Annotated in this window: 19 protein-coding genes; 15 read left to right on the forward strand and 4 right to left on the reverse strand. The window is 71.6% G+C overall.

Annotated features, from left to right (window positions below):
- The first annotated feature begins 196 nt into the window (after positions 1–196).
- A complete protein-coding gene (smc, locus tag ACWCO8_RS31680) occupies positions 197–3,760 on the forward strand; it encodes a chromosome segregation protein SMC (RefSeq protein ID WP_451035123.1) in 3,564 nt (1,187 codons plus the stop codon).
- Positions 3,761–3,958: 198 nt separating this feature from the next.
- Positions 3,959–5,392, forward strand: a complete 1,434-nt coding sequence (locus tag ACWCO8_RS31685) for a sugar porter family MFS transporter (RefSeq protein ID WP_451035124.1) — start codon at positions 3,959–3,961, stop codon at positions 5,390–5,392.
- Positions 5,393–5,438: 46 nt separating this feature from the next.
- Here the strand turns inward: ACWCO8_RS31685 and ACWCO8_RS31690 are convergent, their stop codons facing one another.
- Entirely contained in the window at positions 5,439–6,416 is a 978-nt protein-coding gene (locus tag ACWCO8_RS31690) for an LLM class flavin-dependent oxidoreductase (protein WP_451035125.1), read from the reverse strand.
- A 78-nt stretch (positions 6,417–6,494) separates the two neighbouring features.
- Complete coding sequence (locus tag ACWCO8_RS31695) at positions 6,495–7,970, reverse strand: cytosine permease (protein WP_451035126.1); 1,476 nt, start codon at positions 7,968–7,970, stop codon at positions 6,495–6,497.
- 85 nt (positions 7,971–8,055) lie between these two features.
- On the opposite strand from ACWCO8_RS31695, the gene ftsY reads away from it, so the two are divergent.
- Complete coding sequence (gene ftsY / locus ACWCO8_RS31700) at positions 8,056–9,282, forward strand: signal recognition particle-docking protein FtsY (protein WP_362003416.1); 1,227 nt, start codon at positions 8,056–8,058, stop codon at positions 9,280–9,282.
- Between the two features lie 79 nt (positions 9,283–9,361).
- On the opposite strand, the gene ACWCO8_RS31705 is transcribed toward ftsY, so the two are convergent.
- The gene (locus ACWCO8_RS31705) at positions 9,362–10,012 is read right to left on the reverse strand and encodes a bifunctional DNA primase/polymerase (protein ID WP_451035127.1); all 651 of its coding nucleotides are present in this window, start codon (positions 10,010–10,012) and stop codon (positions 9,362–9,364) included.
- 416 nt (positions 10,013–10,428) lie between these two features.
- On the opposite strand from ACWCO8_RS31705, the gene nsdA reads away from it, so the two are divergent.
- The 6 genes from nsdA (at position 10,429) to ftsH (ending at position 20,183) form a co-directional block, all read left to right on the forward strand.
- The gene (nsdA, locus tag ACWCO8_RS31710) at positions 10,429–11,904 is read left to right on the forward strand and encodes a transcriptional repressor NsdA (RefSeq protein ID WP_362003412.1); all 1,476 of its coding nucleotides are present in this window, start codon (positions 10,429–10,431) and stop codon (positions 11,902–11,904) included.
- 346 nt (positions 11,905–12,250) lie between these two features.
- The gene (locus ACWCO8_RS31715; protein WP_362003410.1) at positions 12,251–13,597 is read left to right on the forward strand and encodes an ammonium transporter; all 1,347 of its coding nucleotides are present in this window, start codon (positions 12,251–12,253) and stop codon (positions 13,595–13,597) included.
- Positions 13,594–13,932 carry a P-II family nitrogen regulator gene (locus ACWCO8_RS31720; protein ID WP_101390346.1) on the forward strand — a complete coding sequence of 113 codons (339 nt, stop codon included), beginning with the start codon at positions 13,594–13,596 and terminating at the stop codon, positions 13,930–13,932. Before ACWCO8_RS31715 ends, ACWCO8_RS31720 begins: the two co-directional genes overlap by 4 nt.
- A gap of 26 nt (positions 13,933–13,958) precedes the next feature.
- Positions 13,959–16,418 carry a [protein-PII] uridylyltransferase gene (locus ACWCO8_RS31725; RefSeq protein WP_451035128.1) on the forward strand — a complete coding sequence of 820 codons (2,460 nt, stop codon included), beginning with the start codon at positions 13,959–13,961 and terminating at the stop codon, positions 16,416–16,418.
- Between the two features lie 136 nt (positions 16,419–16,554).
- Positions 16,555–18,108 carry a signal recognition particle protein gene (gene ffh, locus ACWCO8_RS31730; protein WP_362003406.1) on the forward strand — a complete coding sequence of 518 codons (1,554 nt, stop codon included), beginning with the start codon at positions 16,555–16,557 and terminating at the stop codon, positions 18,106–18,108.
- A 149-nt stretch (positions 18,109–18,257) separates the two neighbouring features.
- Positions 18,258–20,183 carry an ATP-dependent zinc metalloprotease FtsH gene (ftsH, locus tag ACWCO8_RS31735; protein ID WP_451035129.1) on the forward strand — a complete coding sequence of 642 codons (1,926 nt, stop codon included), beginning with the start codon at positions 18,258–18,260 and terminating at the stop codon, positions 20,181–20,183.
- A gap of 15 nt (positions 20,184–20,198) precedes the next feature.
- On the opposite strand, the gene ACWCO8_RS31740 is transcribed toward ftsH, so the two are convergent.
- Positions 20,199–20,948, reverse strand: coding sequence for a class I SAM-dependent methyltransferase (locus ACWCO8_RS31740; protein ID WP_451035130.1), 750 nt, complete (start codon positions 20,946–20,948; stop codon positions 20,199–20,201).
- Between the two features lie 385 nt (positions 20,949–21,333).
- Between ACWCO8_RS31740 and ACWCO8_RS31745 the strand changes: the two genes are divergently transcribed.
- From ACWCO8_RS31745 to rplS, 6 genes are all read left to right on the forward strand, one after another.
- Positions 21,334–21,927 (forward strand): hypothetical protein, encoded by a 594-nt coding sequence (locus ACWCO8_RS31745; protein WP_362003401.1) that lies wholly within the window; start codon positions 21,334–21,336, stop codon positions 21,925–21,927.
- 179 nt (positions 21,928–22,106) lie between these two features.
- Entirely contained in the window at positions 22,107–22,550 is a 444-nt protein-coding gene (rpsP, locus tag ACWCO8_RS31750; RefSeq protein WP_315893857.1) for a 30S ribosomal protein S16, read from the forward strand.
- A 2-nt stretch (positions 22,551–22,552) separates the two neighbouring features.
- Positions 22,553–22,792, forward strand: a complete 240-nt coding sequence (locus ACWCO8_RS31755; protein ID WP_005311361.1) for an RNA-binding protein — start codon at positions 22,553–22,555, stop codon at positions 22,790–22,792.
- An 85-nt stretch (positions 22,793–22,877) separates the two neighbouring features.
- Positions 22,878–23,429 (forward strand): ribosome maturation factor RimM, encoded by a 552-nt coding sequence (rimM, locus tag ACWCO8_RS31760; RefSeq protein WP_451035131.1) that lies wholly within the window; start codon positions 22,878–22,880, stop codon positions 23,427–23,429.
- Entirely contained in the window at positions 23,429–24,250 is an 822-nt protein-coding gene (gene trmD / locus ACWCO8_RS31765) for a tRNA (guanosine(37)-N1)-methyltransferase TrmD (RefSeq protein WP_451035132.1), read from the forward strand. The genes rimM and trmD overlap by 1 nt, the downstream gene beginning before the upstream one ends.
- Before the next feature lie 129 nt (positions 24,251–24,379).
- A complete protein-coding gene (rplS, locus tag ACWCO8_RS31770) occupies positions 24,380–24,730 on the forward strand; it encodes a 50S ribosomal protein L19 (RefSeq protein WP_362003393.1) in 351 nt (116 codons plus the stop codon).
- The last annotated feature ends 29 nt before the right edge of the window (positions 24,731–24,759 follow it).

The raw sequence follows: 24,759 nt of genomic DNA on the forward strand, positions 1-24,759 counted from the left end.
GGACAGTCAGCCCCGACGGTCAGCCCCGTGCCGGGGCAAGGTGAGAAACACTCTCGCTGGCACAGCTAGATATGCAAGGGACGCTCAGGCGTCCCTTCTTTCTTGAGTCCCCCATGTCACACCCCCGGTTCTTACCGGAGGGTGTGCCCTGCACCTTCATGGGTGAAACGCGCAACCCCAGGTAGAGTCCCGGGGCGTGCATCTCAAGGCCCTGACCCTCCGCGGTTTCAAGTCGTTCGCCTCCGCCACCACCCTGCGGTTCGAACCGGGAATCACGTGTGTCGTGGGGCCGAACGGGTCCGGCAAGTCCAATGTCGTGGACGCGCTGTCCTGGGTCATGGGTGAGCAGGGCGCCAAGTCGCTGCGCGGCGGCAAGATGGAGGACGTCATCTTCGCCGGCACGACCGGCCGGCCGCCGCTCGGCCGCGCCGAGGTCTCGCTGACGATCGACAACTCCGACGGCGCGCTGCCCATCGACTACGCCGAAGTCACCATCACCCGGATCATGTTCCGCGGCGGCAGCAGCGAGTACCAGATCAACGGCGACACCTGCCGGCTGCTCGACATCCAGGACCTGCTCTCCGACTCCGGCATCGGCCGCGAGATGCACGTCATCGTCGGCCAGGGCCAGCTCGACTCCGTCCTGCACGCCGACCCCATGGGCCGCCGCGCCTTCATCGAGGAGGCCGCAGGGGTCCTCAAGCACCGCAAGCGCAAGGAGAAGGCGCTGCGGAAACTGGACGCGATGCAGGCCAACCTCGCGCGCGTGCAGGACCTCACCGACGAACTGCGCCGCCAGCTCAAGCCGCTCGGCCGGCAGGCGGCCGTCGCCCGCCGGGCCGCCGTCATCCAGGCGGACCTGCGCGACGCGCGCCTCCGGCTGCTCTCCGACGACCTCGTACGGCTCCAGGAGGCGCTGAAGACCGAGGTCGCCGACGAGGCCGCGCTGAAGGAACGCAAGGAGAGCGCCGAGAACGAGCTGAAGGCCGCCCTCGCCAAGGAGGCCGACCTGGAGGACGAGGTCCGCAGGCTCGCCCCGCGCCTCCAGCGCGCCCAGCAGACCTGGTACGAACTCTCCCAGCTCGCCGAGCGGGTACGGGGCACGATCTCGCTCGCCGACGCGCGCGTGAAGAGCGCCACCGCCCAGCCGCCCGAGGAGCGCCGGGGCCGCGACCCGGAGGACATGGAGCGCGAGGCCGCCCGCATCCGCGAGCAGGAGGCCGAGCTGGAGGCCGCCCTCGAAGCGGCCGAACGCGCCCTGGAGGACACCGTCGCGCACCGCGCCGACCTGGAGCGCGAGCTCGAGGTCGAGGAGCGGCGGCTCAAGGACGTGGCCCGCGCCATCGCCGACCGGCGCGAGGGCCTCGCCCGGCTGCACGGCCAGGTCAACGCCGCCCGCTCGCGCGCCGCGTCCGCCCAGGCCGAGATCGACCGGCTCGCCGCCTCCCGGGACGAGGCGCAGGACCGGGCCGTCGCCGCGCAGGAGGAGTACGAGCAGCTCAAGGCCGAGGTCGACGGGCTCGACGCGGACGACAGCGAACTGGGGGAGCGGTACGAGGCCGCCCGCCGCGACCTCGCCGATGCGGAGGCCGCGCTGACCGCAGCCCGCGAGGCCGCCACCGCCGCCGACCGCCGCCGCGCCGCGACCCGGGCCCGCCACGAGGCGCTCTCCCTGGGCCTGCGCCGCAAGGACGGCACCGGGGCGCTGCTCGGCGCCCGTGAGACCCTGACCGGCCTGCTCGGCCCGGCCGCCGAACTCCTCACCGTCACCCCCGGATACGAGATCCCGCTCGCCGCCGCCCTCGGCGCCGCGGCGGACGCCGTCGCCGTCACAGGACCCGGCGCGGCGGCGGAGGCCCTGCGGCTGCTCCGCAAGCAGGACGCGGGCCGCGCGGCCCTGCTCCTCGCGGGCGCGGAGGGACCGGCCGACGCGCCGGGTGCCCGGGGCGATGCCACCCCCGCCGTCCCCGCCACCCGGCTCGTCGACGGACCCGGCGAACTCATGGGCGCCGTCCGCCGCTTGCTCCGGGACGTCGTCGTGGTCGAAGGACTCGACGAGGCCGTCGAGCTCGTGCGGACGCACCCCGGGCTCACCGCCGTCACCGCCGAGGGCGACCTGCTCGGCGCGCACTACGCGCAAGGAGGCTCCGCCGGCGCGCCCAGCCTCCTCGAAGTGCAGGCCTCCGTGGACGAGGCGGCCGCCGAGCTGGAGGAGCTCGAGTCGCGCTGCGAGGCGCTCGCCGACGCCCAGCAGGGCGCGACCGAGGCGCGCCGCACAGCCGCCGCGCTCGTCGAGGAACTGGCCGAACGCCGCCGCGCCGCCGACCGGGAGAAGTCCCAGGTCGCCCAGCAGCTCGGCCGGCTCGCCGGACAGGCCAGGGGCGCCGCCGGGGAGGCCGAGCGGACCGCGGCCGCCGCCGCCCGCGCCGACGAGGCCCTGGAGAAGGCGCTCTACGAGGCCGAGGAGCTCGCCGAGCGGCTGCTCGTCGCCGAGGAGGCTCCGGCCGAGGAGGAGCCCGACACCTCCGTGCGCGACCGGCTCGCCGCCGACGGCGCCAACGCCCGCCAGACGGAGATGGAAGCCCGGCTCCAGCTCCGTACGCACGAGGAACGGGTCAAGGGGCTCGCCGGGCGGGCCGACTCCCTCGACCGCGGCGCCCGCGCCGAACGCGAGGCACGCGCGCGTGCCGAGCAGCGGCGCGCCCGGATGCGGCACGAGGCGGAGGTCGCCGCCGCCGTGGCCGCCGGCGCCCGCCAGCTCCTCGCCCACATCGAGGTCTCCCTCGTCCGGGCCGAGCAGGAGCGCGCGCTCGCCGACGCCGCCAAGGGCGCCCGCGAACAGGGCCTGTCCGCCGCCCGCACCCGGGGCCGCGACCTGAAGGCCGAGCTGGACAAGCTGACCGACTCCGTCCACCGGGGCGAGGTCCTCGGTGCCGAGAAGCGGATGCGGATCGAGCAGCTGGAGACCAAGGCCCTGGAGGAGCTGGGCGTCGAGCCGGCCGGACTCGTCTCCGAGTACGGCCCCCATCAGCTCGTACCGCCGTCGCCGCCCGCCGAGGGCGAGGAGCTTCCGGAGGACCCGGAGCATCCGCGGAACCAGCCGCGGCCGTTCGTCCGTTCGGAGCAGGAGAAGCGGCTCAAGGCCGCCGAGCGGGCGTACCAACAGCTCGGAAAGGTGAACCCGCTGGCTCTCGAGGAGTTCGCGGCGCTGGAGGAGCGGCACCAGTTCCTCTCCGAGCAGCTGGAGGACCTGAAGAAGACCCGGGCCGACCTCCTTCAGGTCGTGAAGGAGGTCGACATCCGGGTCGAGCAGGTCTTCACCGAGGCGTTCCGGGACACCGCCCGCGAGTTCGAGGGCGTGTTCTCGCGGCTCTTCCCGGGCGGCGAGGGCCGGCTGATCCTGACCGACCCCGACAACATGCTCACCACCGGCGTCGACGTGGAGGCCCGTCCGCCGGGCAAGAAGGTCAAGCGCCTCTCGCTGCTCTCCGGCGGCGAGCGCTCTCTGACCGCCGTGGCCATGCTGGTCTCCATCTTCAAGGCCCGCCCCAGCCCGTTCTACGTGATGGACGAGGTGGAGGCGGCGCTCGACGACACCAACCTCCAGCGGCTGATCCGGATCATGCAGGAGCTCCAGGAGTCCTCGCAGCTCATCGTGATCACGCACCAGAAGCGGACGATGGAGGTCGCGGACGCGCTCTACGGCGTCTCCATGCAGGGCGACGGCGTCTCGAAGGTCATCAGCCAGCGGCTTCGTTGATCAACTTCAAGTCTTGAACGAACAATGCCCCGCAGCTTGTTTTAAGTCATACGACATCAACTATTGACTTCGAAACTTGAAGGCATAGTCTCTGCAACGTTGCTTTTACCTTCACGTGGTGGGCGGCGTCATGTTGTGCGCCACTGGAAGGGCTCGCCCCCCACGCCCCGGCACCGCCGCCGGAGCCTAGGAGTCCATGTGACCAACACAGCGCAGGCGCCCACGCCGCCGCCGTCCGAAGGCCGGGCCGCCCACCCCGACCACCTCGGCCACGTCATCTTCATCACGGCGTCGGCCGCGATGGGCGGGTTCCTCTTCGGCTACGACAGCTCCGTCATCAACGGCGCCGTCGAGGCCATCAGGGACCGCTACGACATCGGCTCCGGCACCCTGGCCCAGGTCATCGCCATCGCCCTGATCGGCTGCGCCATCGGCGCCGCGACCGCCGGCCGGATCGCCGACCGCATCGGCCGCATCCGCTGCATGCAGATCGCCGCCGTGCTCTTCACCATCAGCGCCGTGGGCTCCGCCCTGCCCTTCGCCCTCTGGGACCTCGCCTTCTGGCGGATCGTCGGCGGCTTCGCCATCGGCATGGCCTCCGTCATCGGCCCGGCGTACATCGCCGAGGTCGCCCCCGCCGCCTACCGCGGCCGCCTCGGCTCCTTCCAGCAGGCCGCCATCGTCATCGGCATCGCCATCTCGCAGCTGGTCAACTACGGCATCCTGCAGCTCGCCGACGGCGACCAGCGCGGCGAGATCGGCGGCATCGAGGCCTGGCAGTGGATGCTCGGCGTGATGGTCGTCCCCGCCCTGCTCTACGGTCTGCTCTCCTTCGCCATCCCGGAGTCCCCCCGCTTCCTCATCTCGGTCGGCAAGATCGACCGGGCGAAGGAGGTCCTCTCCGAGGTCGAGGGCAAGGACGTGAACCTCGACCACCGCGTCGCCGAGATCGAGCACGCGATGCACAGCGAGCACAAGTCCACCTTCAAGGACCTGATGGTGGCCGGCCGCCGGTTCAAGCTGCTGCCCATCGTGTGGGTCGGCATCGGACTCTCGGTCTTCCAGCAGCTCGTCGGCATCAACGTGGCGTTCTACTACTCCTCGACGCTCTGGCAGTCGGTCGGCATCGACCCGACGAGCTCGTTCTTCTACTCGTTCACCACGTCCATCATCAACATCATCGGCACCGTCATCGCGATGGTCCTGGTCGACCGGGTGGGCCGTAAGCCGCTCGCGCTCGTCGGCTCCGTCGGCATGGCGATCGCCCTCGCCTTCGAGGCCTGGGCCTTCTCCGCCGACCTCGTCGACGGCAAGCTCCCCAACACCGAGGGCGTCGTGGCGCTCGTCGCCGCCCACGTCTTCGTGCTCTTCTTCGCCCTCTCGTGGGGCGTCGTGGTCTGGGTCTTCCTCGGCGAGATGTTCCCCAACCGGATCCGCGCCGCCGCCCTCGGCGTCGCCGCCTCCGCGCAGTGGATCGCCAACTGGGCCATCACCGCGAGCTTCCCGTCCCTCGCGGACTGGAACCTCTCGGGCACGTACATCATCTACACGGTCTTCGCCGTGCTCTCCATCCCCTTCGTACTCAGGTACGTGAAGGAGACCAAGGGCAAGGCGTTGGAGGAGATGGGCTAAACCCCGCTGCCCCTCTCCTCGAACCGGAACTGCCCCGGCCCAGGCCCTATGCCTTGAGCCGGGGCAGCACCGTCTCCCCGAGCAGCCGCAGCGACCGCCACGCCTCCTCGACCGGCATCCCGCCGCAGAGCGGATGCAGCACCAGACTCTCCAGCTCCTGCCCGAGCGCCACGCACTCCTCCGGCGTGACGATCCGGTAGACGCCCTCCGCGCGCAGCTCCGCCACCGTCGTCGCCGCCGAGCGCACCGCCGAGCGGATGTCCTTCGACTGCCAGGACGCGTACGTCCGCGCCTCGTGCAGGAAGTGCTCCCCGTACAGCTCCCACGTCCGGTCGGGGTCCTCCGAGACGTGGAGCAGCGGGGTCTTCTCAGCCGGCATCATCGTCCAGCCCTCCGTGCCGTGCTCCGCGCACTGCTGCTGGTAGTACGTCTCCAGCTCCGGCAGGTGCGCGCTCGGGAAGAGCGGAAGACCGAGCCGGGCCGCGCGCCGCGCCGCCGCCTTCGAGGAACCGCCCACCAGCAGCAGCGGATGCGGCTGGGTGAAGGGCCGCGGGGTGACCCGTACCGTACGGCCCTCGTACGTGAAGGGCTCACCGGACCACGCTTTGAGCAGGGTCTCCAGGAGCAGGTCCTGGAGCTTGCCCCGGCGGCCCCAGTCGACCCCGCGCTCCTCGTACTCCTCCGGCCGGTAGCCGATGCCCGCGACCGTCACCAGGCGGCCGCCGCTCAGCAGGTCCAGGACGGCGATCTCCTCCGCGAGCCGCAGCGGGTCGTGCAGCGGCCCGATGATCGCGGAGACCGTGACCGCGATCCTCTTCGTCGCGCCGAAGACCGCGCCGGCGAAGGCGAAGGGGGAGGGCAGCCAGTTGTTCGTCGCGCCGTGGTGCTCCTCGGTCTGGATCGTGTCCACGCCGTGCTCGTCGGCGTAGGCGGCCATGGCGAGGGCGGCCCGGTAGCGCTCCGAGAGGGACGCGGGGGTCCCGTGCGGATCGACCAGGTTGAACCGTACGACTGTGAAGGGCATGGGAAGTCCCCCTCCGCGCGTGGGAAGTCGGCGAAGGGGGACGGTATCTGACGTAGCGTCAGATGAGAACGGGGTGCGTCAGACGGAAACGGACTCGCCGGCCGTGACGGGCACCTCGACGGGCTCCGCGGCGACCCGCGCGCGGTCCCTCGGCAGCACGGCGTACAGCACGCCCGAGACCACGATCGTCGCCGCCCAGCCGAGCCCGTTCTCGCCGATCCAGGAGGAGGCGAGCGGACCGGAGAACCAGTCGACCTTCGTGAACAGCAGCCCCGCCACGAGCGCCACCGCCCACGCCGTCATGGCCTGCCAGGCGAAACCGCCCCGGTACCAGTACGCGCTGGTCCGGCCCGTGTCCATCAGGGCCACGCCGTCGTACGACCGGCGGCGCAGCATGTCGACGCCGAAGACGCCGATCCACGCCGAGAACGCCACCGCGAGCAGCGTCAGGAACGAGATGAACGAGCCGATGAAGCTGGTCGCCACCACCATGAGCAGGAAGCCGAAGACCAGGCTGATCACGGCGTTCACGCTGACCGCCGCCGCGCGCGAGACCTTGATGCCGAGCGTCTGCGCGGTGAACCCGGCCGAGTACATCGACATCGAGTTGATCAGCAGCATCCCGATCAGCGCGATGATCAGGTACGGCACGGAGATCCAGGTCGGCAGCAGCTCGCCGATGAAGGAGACCGGGTCCTGCGCCGAGGCGAGGTCCGGGGTTGCGACCGCCATCACGGCGCCCATCAGGACCATCGGCAGGACGACGATCCCGGCGCCGCCGATCGTGGTGCCGACCATCGCCTTCGAGGAGGCGGTACGCGGCAGGTAGCGGGTGAAGTCCGGGCCGGAGGGCACCCAGCTGATGCCGCCCGCCGCGATGGTGCCGATGCCCGCGATCATCATCGCCGTCGAACCGGCCGGCTTGTCGAAGACCGCCGACCAGTCGGTGTTGGCGACCAGATACACGAGCACGAGCACCGAGAACGCGCCGAAGAGGTACGTCGACCACTTGCTGCACACCCGCAGGGCGTTGATGCCGAGCCCGGACACCAGGAAGGTGCAGGCGACGAAGAGCAGCAGCGTGATGACGATCAGCGCGGTGTTCGACTCGATCCCGAAGAGCAGGTCGAGCACGGTCAGGACGGCGTACGCGCCGGTGACCGCGTTGATCGTCTCCCAGCCCCAGCGGGCCACCCAGATCAGCGAGCCGGGGAAGAGGTTGCCGCGCTGCCCGAAGACCGCCCGCGACAGCGCCATGCCGGGGGAGCCGCCGCGCTTCCCGGCGATCGATATCAGGCCGACGATCCCGTACGAGAGGATCGGCGCCGCCGTCGCGACGACGAGCACCTGCCAGAAGTTCAGGCCGTTGAAGACGATGAGCCCGGCGCCCATCGTGAGAAGAAGCACACTGATGTTGGCGGCGACCCAGGTCGGGAACAGCTCGCGGACGTGACCGGTGCGCTCGGCGTCGGGGACGGGTTCGAGACCACGGGTCTCGACCGCGCCTTCGGCTTCTGCGGGGATTTCCGCGGCGGTCTCGGCGGCAGGGGGCATGGCGGTACTCCGTGCGGGGTGTGGGGGACCCACCCAGCGTACGTGCTCTTCCTCAAGTCCCGTCGTGGCCGATACTGGACGCGTTATGGAACTCATTCTTGCTGTAGTCATCGCCCTGGTCGTCGCCGTCGCCGTGACCAGCGGGCTCGTGATCAGCGGCCGCAAGAAGAAGCAGCTGCCACCGCCCGAGGCACCGTCCACCACGCCGACCATCACCGCTCCGCCCGCCGAGCCGCACGTCGGCGAGGAGGCGGAGACACCGCGGGAAGAACCACGCCGCACCATCGAGGAGGTCGACCTCCCGACCGCGGAGGAGGCCACCGAGGCCCCGGCCGCCGTCGAGGACCCGGTCGTCGCCGAGGCGCCAGCGATCGAGATCGAGGTGCCCGAGCCGACCGCCGGCCGGCTCGTCCGCCTCCGCGCCCGCCTCGCCCGCTCCCAGAACTCCCTCGGCAAGGGGCTGCTCGCGCTGCTGTCGCGGGACAACCTCGACGAGGACACCTGGGAGGAGATCGAGGAGACCCTGCTCACCGCCGACGTCGGCGTCGCCCCGACCCAGGAGCTGGTCGACCGGCTGCGCGAGCGCGTCCGGGTCCTCGGCACGCGTACCCCCGAGGAGCTGCGCGCCCTGCTGCGCGAGGAGCTCGTCACCCTCCTCGGCCCCGACTTCGACCGCTCCGTGAAGACCGAGAGCGACCCGGGCACCCCGGGCGTCGTCATGGTCGTCGGCGTCAACGGCACCGGCAAGACCACGACCACGGGCAAGCTCGCCCGCGTCCTGGTCGCCGACGGCCGCTCCGTCGTCCTCGGCGCGGCCGACACCTTCCGCGCCGCCGCCGCCGACCAGCTCCAGACCTGGGGCGAGCGCGTCGGCGCGCGGACCGTGCGCGGCCCCGAGGGCGGCGACCCGGCGTCGATCGCCTTCGACGCCGTCAAGGAGGGCATCGCCGAGGGCGCCGACGTCGTCCTCATCGACACCGCCGGCCGCCTGCACACCAAGACCGGTCTGATGGACGAGCTGGGCAAGGTCAAGCGGGTCGTCGAGAAGCACGGCCCGCTCGACGAGGTCCTGCTCGTCCTCGACGCCACCACCGGCCAGAACGGCCTGGTCCAGGCGCGCGTCTTCGCCGAGGTCGTGGACATCACCGGCATCGTGCTCACCAAGCTCGACGGCACGGCCAAGGGCGGCATCGTCATCGCCGTCCAGCGCGAGCTGGGCGTCCCGGTCAAGCTGATCGGCCTGGGCGAGGGCCCGGACGACCTGGCCCCCTTCGAGCCGGGCGCCTTCGTCGATGCCCTCATCGGGGACTGACACCGACACCACGCGAAGGGCCCCGCCGGTCTCCGGCGGGGCCCTTCGCGTGTCGGGCGTCTGTGGGAAGCGCCGTCTCTCAGAAGTGCGTGCGGTGGCAGATGTACGCCAGCGTCCCGAGCAGCAGCCGCGCCTGCGGCGGAGCGCCCGCCGTGTCCAGGGTCGGCGGCCGCAGCCAGCGGACCGGGCCCAGGCCGCCGAGGTCCGAGGGCGGCGCCGTCACGTGGTCGCCGGGACCCAGGCCCCGCAGATCCAGGTCCGCGTCGTCCCAGCCCATCCGGTACAGCAGCTGCGGCAGCTCCGCCGCCGCCCCGGGCGCCACGAAGAACTGGGCCCGCCCCGTCGGCGTCACGCAGACCGGCCCCAGCGGCAGGCCCATGCGCTCCAGGCGGACGAGCGCCAGCCGCCCCGCCGCCTCCGCGACCTCGATCACGTCGAAGGCCCGGCCCACCGGCAGCAGCAGCGCCGCGCCCGGGTACCGGCCCCATGCCTTGGTCGCGTCGTCGAGGCCCGCGCCGGCCGGGACCGGCTCGGCGAACGAGAGCGGATGCGCCCCCGGAGCCGTACAGGACGTGTCGCCGCAGGAACACTGGCCGGAGACGGCCCGGGCGCCGGGGACCACGTCCCAGCCCCACAGCCCGGTGTACTCGGCCACCGCTGTGCACTCAGTGGTGCGGACGCGGCGACGTGAGCCGGTCCGCATCTCACGAATGCCGATCGTGAAGCCCATGCCCCCTCCAACGGGTCGGACGCGCCGGTGGTTACGACCCGGAGCCCCACTGTCACGCTCCGTCGCCGGGGGTGGCGTGCGGACGCGGGCGAGGTGGTGCGGACCCCGGCGCGCGCCTGCTGGCGCTACGGTCCGCCGACTCTGGTTCGTCGCATGTCAAGTGAATCGTGTTCCGCGGCAGGCGAGTTCATTCGAAGGGGTGGCGAATGGTGGCGATTCTTGAATCCCGGTCGCGGGAGGGGTGATCGTAGGATTACTTTCGGTGCTCGAACCCTGGAGTCCTTGCGCATGTGGGTATGCCGGAGGCAACCCGCTTTCCTGTTCGAAGGAGTAGAAGCTCCAGACGGAAGCCGCAAGACACGGCATTCTGATAGGGGTTCGCGCAACAGAGTCTCGACCTGGATGGGGGCGTTCCTGTGGGCGGCAACGGCGCAGACGGTTCGACTGCCGGCAAGCGCCCGAACGAGCAGCTGAGCTCGTGGTTCGTGCGGAGCGGCTGGTCGAAGGGCGAACTGGCGCGCCAAGTGAACCGCAGGGCACGCCAGATGGGCGCGCACCACATCTCCACGGACACCTCGCGCGTGCGCCGCTGGCTGGACGGCGAGCAGCCGCGCGAGCCCATCCCCCGGATCCTCTCCGAGCTGTTCTCCGAACGGTTCGGCTCGGTCGTCGCCGTCGAGGACCTCGGCCTTCGCACGGCCCACCAGGCGCCGTCCGTCTCCGGCGTCGACCTGCCCTGGGCCGGCCCCCAGACCGTCGCCCTGCTCAGCGAGTTCTCGCGCAGCGACCTGATGCTCGCCCGCCGGGGCTTCCTCGGCACCTCCCTCGCGCTCGCCGCCGGGCCCTCCCTCATCGAGCCCATGCAGCGCTGGCTCGTCCCCACCCCGGCCGGCGAACCCGCCCCGCCCGAGCCGATCCCCACGGGCCACCGCCCGGGGAAGCTCTCCGCGATAGAGCTCGACCTGCTCGAGTCCACCACGGCGATGTTCCGCCAGTGGGACGCCCAGTGCGGCGGAGGACTGCGCCGCAAGGCCGTCGTCGGCCAGCTCCACGAGGTCACCGACCTGCTCCAGGAGCCGCAGCCGTCCGCCACCGCCCAGCGTCTCTTCCGGTGCGCGGCCGAACTGGCCGAGCTGGCCGGATGGATGAGCTACGACGTGGGCCTGCAGCCCACCGCCCAGAAGTACTTCGTCCTCGCCCTGCACGCCGCGAAGGAGGCCGGGGACAAGCCCCTCGGCTCGTACATCCTGTCCTCGATGAGCCGCCAGATGATCCACCTCGGCCGGCCCGACGACGCCCTCGAACTCATCCACCTCGCCCAGTACGGCAGTCGCGACTGCGCCACCCCGCGCACCCAGGCCATGCTGTATGCGATGGAGGCCCGCGCCTACGCCAACATGGGCCAGCCCTCCAAGTGCAAGCGGGCCGTGCGGATGGCCGAGGACACCTTCGCCGACGTCGGCCTCGACGGCGAGCCCGAGCCCGACTGGATCCGCTTCTTCTCCGAGGCCGAGCTCAACGGCGAGAACTCGCACTCCTACCGCGACCTCGCCTACGTCGCCGGCCGCTCCCCGACCTACGCCTCGCTCGCCGAGCCCGTCATGGAGCGGGCCGTCTCCCTCTTCGAGAAGGACTCCGAGCACCAGCGTTCGTACGCACTCAACCTCATCGGCATGGCGACCGTGCACCTCCTCAAGCGCGAGCCCGAGCAGTCGGCCGTCCTCGTCGAGAAGGCGCTCGGCGTCGCCAAGAGCGTCCGCTCCGAGCGGGTCAACACCCGGCTGCGCAAGACCGTCGACACCGCCGCCCGCGACTTCCGCGACGTCGCCGAGGTCGTCCAGCTCACCGACCGGCTCACCGCCCTGCTCCCCGAGACGGCCGAGGCCGTCTGACCCCACCGGCCCGGCCCAGGGCCCCGCCCACTCCGGCCGCGACAGCGTTCCCGTACTGCCCGACTCGGCTCCCCCGCCGCCAGGACACCAGGGACCGCCTGTCGCGGCCGGTTTTCCGCGTTCCCCCGGGCCTCCGCGCGCACCGTACGCGCGTTACACGTCCGTGACCCAGGCGTTCACAGTCGCGTAACACGTCCCACCCCTTCGTCACTGCGGCGAAACATCGTGCGGCATCGGCGGAAACCGCGCTGCGCGAATCTCTGGCGCATAACCGGCCACCCCTCATGGCCAAAGCCGCTCTCCGGCCCCGCCCCGCACAGGCCGTACCGACGACGAGGAGACGCCGATGGCACCAGCCATCACGACCCTGGCCGCAGACGCCCCCGAGCTGTCTGCCGCCAACACCGGGTTCATGCTCATCTGCTCCGCCCTGGTCATGCTGATGACCCCGGCACTCGCCTTCTTCTACGGAGGCATGGTCCGCGTCAAGTCCACCCTCAACATGCTGATGATGAGCTTCATCAGCCTCGGGATCGTCACGATCCTGTGGGTGCTCTACGGCTTCAGCCTCGCCTTCGGCACCGACTCCGGATCGATCATCGGCTGGTCCTCCGACTACGTCGGCCTCAGCGGCATCGGCGTCACCGAGCTGTGGGACGGCTACACCATCCCGGTGTACGTCTTCGCCGTCTTCCAGCTGATGTTCGCCATCCTCACGCCCGCCCTGATCAGCGGCGCGCTCGCCGACCGGGTCAAGTTCACCGCCTGGGCCCTGTTCATCGCCCTGTGGGTCACCGTCGTCTACTTCCCGGTCGCGCACTGGGTCTGGGGCGCCGGCGGCTGGCTCTTCGAGATGGGCGTCATCGACTTCGCCGGCGGTACGGCCGTCCACATCAACGCCGGTGCCGCGGCCCTCGGCGTCATCCTCGTCATCGGCAAGCGCGTCGGTTTCAAGAAGGACCCGATGCGCCCGCACAGCCTCCCGCTGGTGATGCTCGGCGCCGGTCTGCTCTGGTTCGGCTGGTTCGGCTTCAATGCCGGCTCGTGGCTCGGCAACGACGACGGCGTCGGCGCGGTCATGTTCGTCAACACGCAGGTCGCCACCGCCGCCGCCATGCTCGCCTGGCTCGGTTACGAGAAGCTCCGCCACGGCTCCTTCACCACCCTGGGCGCCGCCTCCGGCGCCGTCGCGGGCCTCGTCGCCATCACCCCGTCCGGCGGCTCCTGCTCGCCGCTCGGCGCGATCGCCATCGGTGCCATCGCCGGCCTGCTGTGCGCCATGGCCGTCGGCCTGAAGTACAAGTTCGGCTACGACGACTCCCTCGACGTCATCGGCGTCCACCTCGTCGGCGGTGTCGTCGGCTCCCTGCTCGTCGGTTTCTTTGCCACCGGCGGCGTCCAGTCCGACGCCAAGGGCCTCTTCTACGGCGGCGGCCTGGAGCAGCTCGGCAAGCAGGCCATCGGCGTCGCCGCCGTCCTCGCCTACTCTCTGATCGCCTCCGCGATCCTCGCGCTCCTCATCGACAAGACGATGGGCATGAGGGTCAGCGAGGACGACGAGGTCTCCGGCATCGACCAGGTCGAGCACGCCGAGACCGCGTACGACTTCAGCGGAGCCGGCGGCGGCGCGTCCTCGCGCTCCACCGCCGCCCCCGCCCCCGCCGTCACGGAGAACAAGAAGGTGGACGCATGAAGCTCATCACCGCCGTCGTGAAGCCGCACAGGCTGGACGAGATCAAGGAGGCCCTGCAGGCCTTCGGAGTCCAGGGCCTCACGGTCACCGAGGCCAGCGGATACGGCCGCCAGCGCGGCCACACCGAGGTCTACCGCGGTGCCGAGTACACCGTCGACCTCGTCCCCAAGATCCGTATCGAGGTCCTGGTCGAGGACGACGACGCCGAACAGCTCATCGATGTCGTGGTCAAGGCGGCCCGAACCGGCAAGATCGGGGACGGCAAGGTGTGGAGCGTGCCGGTCGAGACGGCCGTACGGGTCCGCACCGGCGAACGCGGTCCGGACGCACTGTAGACACGGGGCACGTAAGGAGCTGCTGGGTGACGACCGTCGACACGAGTACGCGAGCGGAAGACTCGGGACCCAGCGGATACGCGGCGGCCCGGCTGCGCCTTCTCACCGAGAAGGCGCAGTCCGGGCCGCCGCGCCGTGCCGCCCTGGCCCGGCTCACCGACGACTGGCTGACCGGACTCTTCACCGCCGCCAAGCCGCCACGAGGGGTGGCGCTCGTCGCCGTCGGCGGCTACGGGCGTGGTGAACTCTCCCCGCGCAGCGACCTCGACCTGCTCCTGCTGCACGACGGCAGCGCCGACGCGGGCGCGATCGCCACGCTCGCCGACCGGATCTGGTACCCGGTCTGGGACCTGGGCCTCGCCCTGGACCACTCCGTCCGCACCCCCGCAGAGGCCCTCAAGACGGCCGGGGACGACCTCAAGGTCCACCTCGGCCTCCTCGACGCCCGGCCGGTCGCCGGCGACCTCGGGCTCGTCGCCGCGCTGCGGACCGCCGTCCTCGCCGACTGGCGCAACCAGGCCCCCAAGCGGCTCCCCGAACTCGACGCCCTCTGCCGCGAGCGCGCCGAGCGCATGGGGCAGCTCCAGTTCCTCCTCGAACCCGACCTCAAGGAGGCCAGGGGAGGGCTCCGCGACGCCCAGGTCCTGCGCGCCGTGGCCGCCTCCTGGCTCGCCGACGCACCCCGCGAGGGCCTGGACGGCGCCCGCCGCCGCCTCCTCGACACCCGCGACGCCCTGCACCTCGCCACCGGACGGGCCACCGACCGGCTCGCCCTCCAGGAGCAGGACGCCGTCGCCGATGAGCTGGGCCTCCTCGACGCCGACACCCTGCTGCGCGAGGTCTACGAAGCGGCGCGGATCATCGCGTACGCCGGTGACGTCACCTGGCGCGAGGTCAACCGGGTCCTGAAGGCCCGCTCCGCCCGCCCCCGGTTCCGCGGCCTCCTCGGCGGCCGCTCCGGCCGTACCGGTGGCGCGAAGCCGCCGATCGAGCGCACCCCGCTCGCCGAGGGCGTCGTGGAGATGGACGGCGAGGTCGTCCTCGCCCTGAGCGCCAAACCCGACCGTGACCCGGTGCTGCCGCTGCGCGCCGCCGCCGCGGCCGCCCAGTCCGGCCTCCCGCTCTCCCTGCACGCCGTACGCCGCCTGGCCGCCGACACCGCCCCGCTGCCCGTGCCCTGGCCGGCCGAGGCGCGCGAGGAGCTGGTCACCCTGCTCGGCGCGGGGGAGTCCACCGTGCCCGTCTGGGAGGCCCTGGAGGCCGAAGGCCTCGTCTCCCGGCTGCTGCCCGACTGGGAGCGCGTCCGCTGCCGGCCGCAGCGCAACCCCGTCCACACCTGGACCGTCGACCGGCACCTCGTGGAGACCGCCGTCCGCGCCTCCTCGCTCACCCGCCGGGTCGGCCGGCCCGACCTGCTGCTCGTCGCCGCCCTGCTGCACGACATCGGCAAGGGCTGGCCCGGCGACCACTCCGTGGCCGGGGAGACCATCGCCCGCGACGTCGCCGCCCGGATCGGCTTCGACCAGGCCGACGTGGGCGTCCTCGCCACCGTCGTACGCCACCACCTGCTGCTCGTCGAGACCGCCACCCGGCGCGACCTGGACGACCCCGCGACCGTACGGTCCGTGGCCTCCGCCGTCCGGACACCGGGCGCGCTCGAACTGCTCCACGCCCTCACCGAGGCCGACGCGCTCGCCACCGGACCCGCCGCCTGGTCCACCTGGCGCGCCTCCCTCGTCGCCGACCTCGTCAAACGCGTCGGCGCCGTCCTCGCGGGGGAGCCCGCCCCGGAGCCGGAACCGGCCGCGCCCAGCGCCGAACAGGAACGGCTCGCGATCGAGGCGCTGCGCACCGGGGAGCCGGTCCTCGCCCTGCACACCCAGTCGGAGGCCGCCCCCGAGGACGGCGCGCCGGAGCCCGTCGGTGTCGAGCTGCTCCTCGCCCTGCCCGACCAGCCAGGCGTCCTGCCCGCCGCGGCCGGGGTCCTCGCCCTGCACCGCCTGACCGTGCGCGCCGCCGACCTGCGCGCCGTCGAGCTCCCCACCGAGCTCGGCCCCGGCGCCGTCCTGGTCCTGAACTGGCGCGTCGCCGCCGCGTACGGCTCCCTGCCGCAGGCCACCCGGCTCCGCGCGGACCTCGTCCGGGCCCTCGACGGCAGCCTCGACATCCCCGCCCGCCTCGCCGAACGTGACGCCGCCCACCCGAGGCGGCGCGGGGTCACGGCCCCGCCACCCCGGGTCACGGTCGCCCCGGCCGGCTCCCGGCTCGCCACCGTCATCGAGGTCCGCGCCCAGGACGCCCCGGGCCTGCTGCACCGGATCGGACGGGCCCTGGAGGGCGCGGACGTCCGGGTCAGGAGCGCGCACGTCTCGACGCTTGGCGCGAACGCCGTGGACACGCTGTACGTGACCCGTCCCGACGGCTCCCTGCTCTCCGACGAGGAGGCCGCTGACCTGGCGAAGGCCCTGGAGGGCGCGCTGCGGTGAGAGGCCCCTCGAGGGCCCGCCGAGAGAGGCCTGGTTCCCGCCCGTTTCGACGGGCGGGGGCACGTACTTCGACGAGGCAGATACCCTTGAGGGCAATCCGTCCGCCTGCCCCCGACACCGAGGATCCGCGACCGCCGTGTTCGATACCCTCTCCGACCGCCTCGCAGCGACATTCAAGAACCTCCGGGGCAAGGGCCGCCTGTCCGAGGCGGACATCGACGCCACCGCGCGCGAGATCCGTATCGCCCTGCTCGAGGCGGATGTCGCCCTGCCCGTCGTCCGGGCGTTCATCAAGCAGGTCAAGGAGCGGGCCACCGGCGCCGAGGTCTCCCAGGCGCTGAACCCCGCCCAGCAGGTCATCAAGATCGTCAACGAGGAGCTCATCGGCATCCTCGGCGGCGAGACCCGCAGGCTGCGCTTCGCCAAGACCGCGCCGACCGTGATCATGCTCGCCGGTCTCCAGGGTGCCGGTAAGACCACCCTCGCCGGAAAGCTCGGTCTCTGGCTCAAGAGCCAGGGCCACTCCCCGCTGCTCGTCGCCTGTGACCTCCAGCGCCCCAACGCCGTCACCCAGCTCGGCGTCGTCGCCGAGCGCGCGGGCGTGGCGTTCTACGGCCCGCAGCCGGGCAACGGCGTCGGTGACCCGGTCCAGGTCGCGAAGGACTCGATCGAGTACGCGCGGACCAAGATGTACGACGTCGTGATCGTCGACACCGCCGGTCGCCTCGGCATCGACCAGGAGCTGATGCAGCAGGCCGCGGACATCCGCGACGCCGTCAGCCCCGACGAGGTCCTCTTCGTCGTCGACGCCATGATCGGTCAGGACGCGGTCAACACCGCCGAGGCCTTCCGCGACGGTGTCGGCTTCGACGGCGTCGTGCTCTCCAAGCTCGACGGCGACGCCCGAGGCGGTGCCGCGCTCTCCATCGCGCACGTCACCGGCCGCCAGATCATGTTCGCCTCCAACGGCGAGAAGCTGGACGAGTTCGACGCGTTCCACCCGGACCGCATGGCGTCCCGCATCCTCGGCATGGGCGACATGCTCTCGCTCATCGAGAAGGCCGAGCAGACCTTCAGCCAGGAAGAGGCCGCCAAGATGGCCTCCAAGCTGGCGTCCAAGAAGGGCCAGGAGTTCACGCTCGACGACTTCCTCGCCCAGATGGAACAGGTCCGCAAGATGGGCTCCATCTCCAAGCTGCTCGGGATGCTCCCCGGCATGGCGCAGATGAAGGAGCAGATCAACAACATCGACGAGCGGGACGTCGACCGCACGGCCGCGATCATCAAGTCGATGACCCCGGGCGAGCGCCACGACCCGACCATCATCAACGGCTCCCGCCGCGCCCGTATCGCCAAGGGCTCCGGCGTCGAGGTCAGCGCGGTGAAGGGGCTCGTCGAGCGGTTCTTCGAGGCCCGCAAGATGATGTCCCGCATGGCCCAGGGCGGCGGCATGCCGGGCATGCCCGGGATCCCGGGCATGGGCGGCGGCCCCGGCCGGCAGAAGAAGCAGGTCAAGCAGGCCAAGGGCAAGCGCAAGAGCGGCAACCCGATGAAGCGCAAGGCCGAGGAGGAGGCCGCCCAGGCCCGCCGCGAGCAGGGGCAGCAGGGCGGCGCGTTCGGTCTGCCGGCGGCCGGGCAGGGCCCGGGCGACTTCGAGCTGCCGGACGAGTTCAAGAAGTTCATGGGCTGACGCCCGTCGAGCAGTCGTACGTGAAGCGGCCCGGGCGGTGCGAAACCGCCCCGGGCCCCTTTTCACTCCTCCGTACCGCCCGAAATGCCGGGATCGGGCGCCCTCTCGATACTGAGGGCCGGGCCTGACGTCGGTATGAGGAGAGCAGCGTGCCCAACTCCGTACCCCCGCGCGACCGGACCGACCAGCCCTGGCGCTCGGAGGGGGCGCCGCCGCCCCCGCCCGCGAAGAAGAAGATGCCCGGCGGCTGGGGCGGCCTCATCCTCACCGCCCTCGTCGTCTATCTGCTCGCCAACCTCGTGCTGTCGTTCTTCAACCGGGGCGACGAGCCGACGATCTCGTACACCGAGTTCAGCAAGCAGGTGAACGCCGGCAACGTCACCAAGATCTACTCCAAGGGCGACGCCATCCAGGGCGAGCTGAAGAACAAACAGCCGCTGCCCAACGGGGACAAGGGCGACTACAGCAAGTTCGTCACCCAGCGGCCCGCCTTCGCCGACGACAACCTCTGGGGCGAGCTGACCTCGAAGGGCGTCACCGTCACCGCCGAGCCGGTCGTCCAGGAGCGCAGCTTCCTCGCCAACCTGCTGATCTCGCTCGCCCCGATGCTGCTCCTCGTCGTCCTGTGGATCTTCATCGCCCGCCGGATGAGCTCCGGGATGGGCGGCGCGGGCGGCATGCTCGGCCGCAAGGCCCCGCCCAAGCCGGTGGAGCTGGTGGCGGGGGAGCAGCGCACCACCTTCGAGGACGTGGCCGGCATCGACGAGGTCGAGGGTGAGCTCAACGATGTCGTCGACTTCCTGAAGAACCCTTCCGCCTACCGCGACATGGGCGCCAAGATGCCGCGCGGCGTGCTCCTCGCCGGTCCGCCCGGCACCGGCAAGACCCTGCTCGCGCGGGCGGTCGCGGGCGAGGCGGGGGTGCCGTTCTTCTCCGCCTCGGCCTCGGAGTTCATCGAGATGATCGTCGGCGTCGGCGCCTCGCGGGTACGGGAACTCTTCGCCGAGGCCCGCAAGGTGGCCCCGGCGATCATCTTCATCGACGAGATCGACACCATCGGCCGGGCGCGCGGCGGCGGCTCGGGCATGGGCGGCCACGACGAGCGCGAGCAGACGCTCAACCAGATCCTGACCGAGATGGACGGCTTCACCGGATCCGAGGGCGTCATCGTCCTCGCCGCCACCAACCGCGCCGACGTCCTCGACCCGGCGCTGACCCGGCCCGGCCGCTTCGACCGGATCGTGCACGTCAACCCGCCCGACCGCGGGGGCCGTGAGGCGATCCTCAAGATCCACACCCGGGACATCCCGCTCGCCCAGGACGTCGACCTGGTTCAGGTCGCCCGCACGACCCCGGGGATGACCGGTGCCGAACTGGCCAACCTCGCCAACGAGGCCGCCCTCCTCGCCGTCAAGCGGCGCCAGAAGGAGGTGACCCGGTCCGACCTGTCCGACGCCCTGGAGAAGGTCCAGCTCGGCGCGGAACGGCCGCTGGTGATGCCGGAGGAGGAGCGGCGCCGCACCGCGTACCACGAGAGCGGCCACGCCCTGCTCGGCATGCTCCAGCCGGGCGCCGACCCGGTCCGCAAGATCACCATCGTCCCGCGCGGCCGGGCCCTCGGCGTCACGCTCTCGACGCCGGACGCCGACAAGTACGCGTACACGGAGGAGTACCTGCGCGGCCGGATCATCGGCGCGCTCGGCGGGATGGCCGCCGAGCAGGTCGTCTACGGGGTCGTGACCACCGGCTCCGAGAGCGACCTGGAACAGGTCACCAATATCGCGCGCGGCATGGCCGGCCGCTGGGGCATGAGCGAACGCGTCGGCCGCCTCACCGCCATCCCCGGCGACGCCCAGCAGGCGTACGGCCTCTCCGCGGCCCCCGCGACCCTCGACATGGTCGCGGAGGAGATGCGCCGCATCGTCGACGAGTGCTACGAGAGCGCGATCCGCCAACTCCGCGAGAACCGCGACAAACTCGACGCCCTCGCGACCGCCCTGCTGGCCAACGAGACCCTGGAAGAGGAAGCCGCGTACCGAGCGGCGGGCATCACGCGCCTGACGAAGGAGAGCTAGGGCGCCTCGCGGCGCCTACGGCACCCGGGCGATCTGGTACCGGAAGACGTTCGGCATCCAGACCGTGCCGTCGGGGCGGACGTACGGGTGCAGGGCCTCCGCGATCTCCTTCTCGACCTGGGACGGGTCCGTCGCGCGGACCGCCGCGTCGAAGTCGCCCGTCGACATCAGCCCCCGCACCGCGCTGTCCTGGTCCGCGTACCCGAACGGGCACGACACCCGCCCCGAGCCGTCCGGCTTCAGGCCGGCCCGCGCCACCACGTCCTCCAGGTCCTCGCCGAAGCCCGGCCTGCTCCCCGCGAGCCGCGCGGCGACCCGCAGGACCGACGAGGTCGCGCACCGCTCCGGCGGCCCCCAGCCCGCCAGCACGACCGCCGCGCCGGGTTGAGCCAAAGGAGTGACGGCCGCGAGCGCCCGCCCCAGACCGGTCGAGGTGTGGAACGCCGTCACGAGGTCGTAGGGAGTACGGGACGGATCGCCCGCGTCCGCGGGATCGCCCTCCACGAGCGCGTGCCCCGCCCCCTCCGGCATCCGCTCCCGGGCCAGCTCCACGCGCGCGTGGTCCCGGTCCACGCCGGTCACCCGCGCCCCGCGCGAGGCCGCCATCAGCAGCGCGAGCCCCGAGCCGCAGCCGAGCCCCAGGACCCGGCAGCCGGGGCCCACGTCGAGCCGGTCGTACACCGCCTCGTAGAGCGGTACGAGCATGCGTTCCTGGATCTCGGCCCAGTCGCGCGCGGGGTGGTGCGGGACGAGCGTAGGTGTCATGGAAAGCGCCCCAATCAGTTGCCTGGTCGACAGCCCCCGTGTACGTGCGCCCGCATCCCCCCGTATGTCAGGGAACTGCCGATCCGTGCCCGCGTCCAGTGCTCGCGCCGGACCACTTCCGCCGTCCGGGTGGGGCCGGTGCGCCGCCTTGACCCACGACCCGGTACTGTCCCTGCGTCGACCCCGGGGGCGCGCAGGAGCTCTCTCCGCGCGCCGGGGCGTATGCGCCGCTACGCACCAGCTTGCAGCGGGCTGTCGCGACTTCTCCGCAGATCTGCGCACTGACCCTCGTCCGGACGCATCAATGCCAACTGACGGGTACGTGCAAAATATTTGGGATGCCCCGGAATGGAACCCGGGGGCGAGTCGGCTCGTTGTACGCGACGTGAGCACGACACCACCTGTTCTCGCCGCAGAGCTGGCACAGGCGTGGGCCGACATTCAGCGGCACCACCCCGAACTGCCGGATCTTGCCGCGCCCGAGTCCCTGATCGGAGAGTCCTCGTCCGCCTGCGGCGCCGAACTCTCCTTCGAACGACTGCTCCACGAGGCAGTCCACGGCATCGCCGCCGCCCGAGGAGTCCGCGACACCTCACGCGCCGGCCGCTACCACAACCGCAGATTCCTCGCGATCGCCGAGGAGATGGGCCTGGACCACCCCGAGGAGCCGCACGCCAGCAGCGGCTTCTCCCTGGTCACGCTCAACCCCGAGGCGAAGCGACGGTACCGGCCCACGATCGAGCGGCTCCAGCGCGCGCTCAAGGCCCACACCGTCGCGACGGCCGCGGACACCAAGCGCTCCTTCCGCGGCCCCGCCGCCCGCCACGGCTCCTCCGGCGGCGGCGTGCGCGTGAAGGCCGTCTGCGACTGCGGGCGGAACGTGCGCGTGGTCCCCTCGGTGCTCGCCCAGGCGCCGATCGTCTGCGGCGGCTGCGGCAAGCCCTTCCGTATCCCGGAAACAGCGGGCGTGGCGGGCTGACCCCCGACCCGCCCGGGTCAGGGGCGCCACGGTCGTGTGGCACAATGGCTAGCTGTACTCGACAGTCGCATAGGACCCCTCTCTCCTCCGGCTGACGCGTCCATCGGGCACCCGAGTACCGCAACCCCACGTGGCATCTCATGTGCCCAACCACGTCAAGACCAGGAGACACCACTCCAGTGGCAGTCAAGATCAAGCTCAAGCGCCTCGGCAAGATTCGCCAGCCGCACTACCGCATCGTCGTCGCCGACTCCCGCACCCGCCGGGACGGTCGTGCGATCGAGGAGATCGGTCTGTACCACCCGACGTACAACCCGTCGAAGATCGAGGTCGACTCGGACCGCGCGCAGTACTGGCTGTCCGTCGGCGCCCAGCCGACCGAGCCCGTCCTCGCCATCCTGAAGCTCACCGGCGACTGGCAGAAGCACAAGGGCCTGCCGGCCCCGGCGCCGCTGCTGCAGCCGGCGACCAAGGAGGACAAGCGCGCCTCCTTCGACGTGTTCGCCAAGACCCTCGAGGGCGACGACGCCAAGGGTGAGGCCATCACCCCGAAGGCGAAGAAGGCCGACAAGAAGGCGGACGAGGCCGAGGCGGCCGCGTCCACCGAGTCGACCGAGGCCTGAGCATGCTCGAGGAGGCTCTCGAGCACCTCGTGAAGGGCATCGTCGACAACCCCGACGACGTGCAGGTCGCCTCGCGCAACCTGCGTCGTGGGCGCGTGCTTGAGGTCCGGGTCCACCCCGACGACCTCGGCAAGGTGATCGGCCGCAACGGCCGCACCGCGCGTGCGCTGCGTACCGTCGTGGGCGCCATCGGCGGCCGTGGCATCCGGGTCGACCTCGTCGACGTGGACCAGGTCCGCTGAGCAAGTTGGACACACCGGCACGGGCCGGGGAGGGCCTTCGGGTCCACCCCGGCCCGTCGTCGTCGGATCAGGAGAGAATGAAGACGTGCAGCTGGTAGTCGCGCGGGTCGGCCGCGCCCACGGCATCAAGGGCGAGGTCACCGTCGAGGTACGGACCGACGAGCCCGAGCTGAGGCTCAGCCCCGGAGCGGTCCTGGCCACCGATCCGGCCTCCGCGGGCCCCCTGACCATCGAGACCGGGCGCGTGCACAGCGGCCGCCTCCTGCTCCGCTTCGAGGGCGTACGCGACCGGACCGGCGCCGAGGCCCTCCGTAACACCCTGCTCATCGCCGACGTCGACCCCGACGAACTTCCGGCGGAGGAGGACGAGTACTACGACCACCAGCTCATGGACCTGGACGTCGTGCTCGCCGACGGCACCGAGATCGGCCGGATCACCGAGATCTCGCACCTGCCGTCCCAGGACCTCTTCATCGTCGAGCGGCCCGACGGCACCGAGCTGATGATCCCGTTCGTCGAGGACATCGTCACCGAGATCGACCTGGAGCAGCAGCGGGCCGTCATCGACCCGCCGCCCGGGCTCATCGACGACCGCGCCGAGATCGTCTCCTCCCGCGACGACGAGGACGCGTCCTGATGCGGCTCGACGTCGTCACGATCTTCCCCGAGTACCTGGAGCCGCTGAACGTCTCCCTGGTCGGCAAGGCACGCGCGCGTGGACAGCTCGACGTCCACGTCCACGACCTGCGGGAGTGGACCTACGACCGGCACAACACGGTCGACGACACCCCCTACGGCGGCGGCCCCGGCATGGTCATGAAGACCGACCCCTGGGGCGAGGCCCTCGACCAGACCCTCGCCGACGGCTTCGAGGCGGGCGCCCACGGCCCCGTCCTCGTCGTCCCCACCCCCAGCGGACGCCCCTTCACCCAGGAACTCGCCGTCGAGCTCTCCGAGCGCCCCTGGCTGATCTTCACGCCCGCCCGCTACGAGGGCATCGACCGCCGCGTCATGGACGAGTACGCCACCCGGATGCCGGTCTACGAGGTCTCCATCGGCGACTACGTCCTGGCCGGCGGGGAGGCCGCCGTCCTGGTGGTCACCGAGGCCGTGGCGCGGCTGCTGCCCGGCGTCCTCGGCAACGCCGAGTCCCACCGCGACGACTCCTTCGCGCCCGGCGCCATGGCCAACCTCCTCGAGGGCCCCGTCTACACCAAGCCCCCCGAGTGGCGCGGCCGCGCCATCCCCGACGTGCTCGTCAGCGGGCACCACGGGAAGATCGCGCGCTGGCGCCGCGACGAGGCCTTCCGGCGTACGGCGCTCAACCGGCCCGACCTGATCGAGCGCTGCGACCCGGCCGCCTTCGACAAGAAGGACCGCGAGATCCTCTCCATGATGGGCTGGGCCCCCGAGCCCGGCGGCCGATTTTGGCGCAGGCCCGAGGCCGTGGAAGAATAGGCCGCTGTTGTGTGCCCGACGAGCGCCCCTGCCACAGGGGGACGACGCCCGCCCGGTGCGCACGACGCTCCATCTCCTCTTCGAACGTTCCGCTGATGACCTGTGGCATCAGCGAGGAAAGAGACCACCATGGCCTCCCTGCTCGACTCGGTCAACGCGGCTTCGCTCCGCACCGACCTCCCCGCCTTCCGTCCCGGCGACACCGTGAACGTCCACGTGCGCGTCATCGAGGGCAACCGCTCCCGTATCCAGCAGTTCAAGGGCGTCGTCATCCGCCGCCAGGGCTCGGGCGTCAGCGAGTCCTTCACGGTCCGCAAGGTCTCGTTCTCCGTCGGCGTCGAGCGCACCTTCCCGGTGAACAGCCCGATCTTCGAGAAGATCGAGCTCGTCAGCCGCGGTGACGTCCGTCGCGCCAAGCTCTACTACCTGCGTGAGCTGCGCGGCAAGGCTGCCAAGATCAAGGAGAAGCGCGACAACTGAGCTCCGGCTCACCGATCGCGCGGGGCTTC

The organism is Streptomyces sp. NPDC001927 (genome assembly GCF_053594455.1).

Bases quoted from the DNA above. Each gene is read 5' to 3' on its own strand.
- ACWCO8_RS31740 (WP_451035130.1), bottom strand. From the start codon at position 20,948: ATGACACCTACGCTCGTCCCGCACCACCCCGCGCGCGACTGGGCCGAG.
- ACWCO8_RS31755 (WP_005311361.1), top strand. From the start codon at position 22,553: ATGCTCGAGGAGGCTCTCGAGCACCTCGTGAAGGGCATCGTCGACAAC.
- ACWCO8_RS31720 (WP_101390346.1), top strand. From the start codon at position 13,594: ATGAAGCTCATCACCGCCGTCGTGAAGCCGCACAGGCTGGACGAGATC.
- ACWCO8_RS31715 (WP_362003410.1), top strand. From the start codon at position 12,251: ATGGCACCAGCCATCACGACCCTGGCCGCAGACGCCCCCGAGCTGTCT.
- trmD (WP_451035132.1), top strand. From the start codon at position 23,429: ATGCGGCTCGACGTCGTCACGATCTTCCCCGAGTACCTGGAGCCGCTG.
- ACWCO8_RS31690 (WP_451035125.1), bottom strand. From the start codon at position 6,416: ATGCCCTTCACAGTCGTACGGTTCAACCTGGTCGATCCGCACGGGACC.
- ACWCO8_RS31705 (WP_451035127.1), bottom strand. From the start codon at position 10,012: ATGGGCTTCACGATCGGCATTCGTGAGATGCGGACCGGCTCACGTCGC.
- ACWCO8_RS31695 (WP_451035126.1), bottom strand. From the start codon at position 7,970: ATGCCCCCTGCCGCCGAGACCGCCGCGGAAATCCCCGCAGAAGCCGAA.
- ftsY (WP_362003416.1), top strand. From the start codon at position 8,056: ATGGAACTCATTCTTGCTGTAGTCATCGCCCTGGTCGTCGCCGTCGCC.
- rplS (WP_362003393.1), top strand. From the start codon at position 24,380: ATGGCCTCCCTGCTCGACTCGGTCAACGCGGCTTCGCTCCGCACCGAC.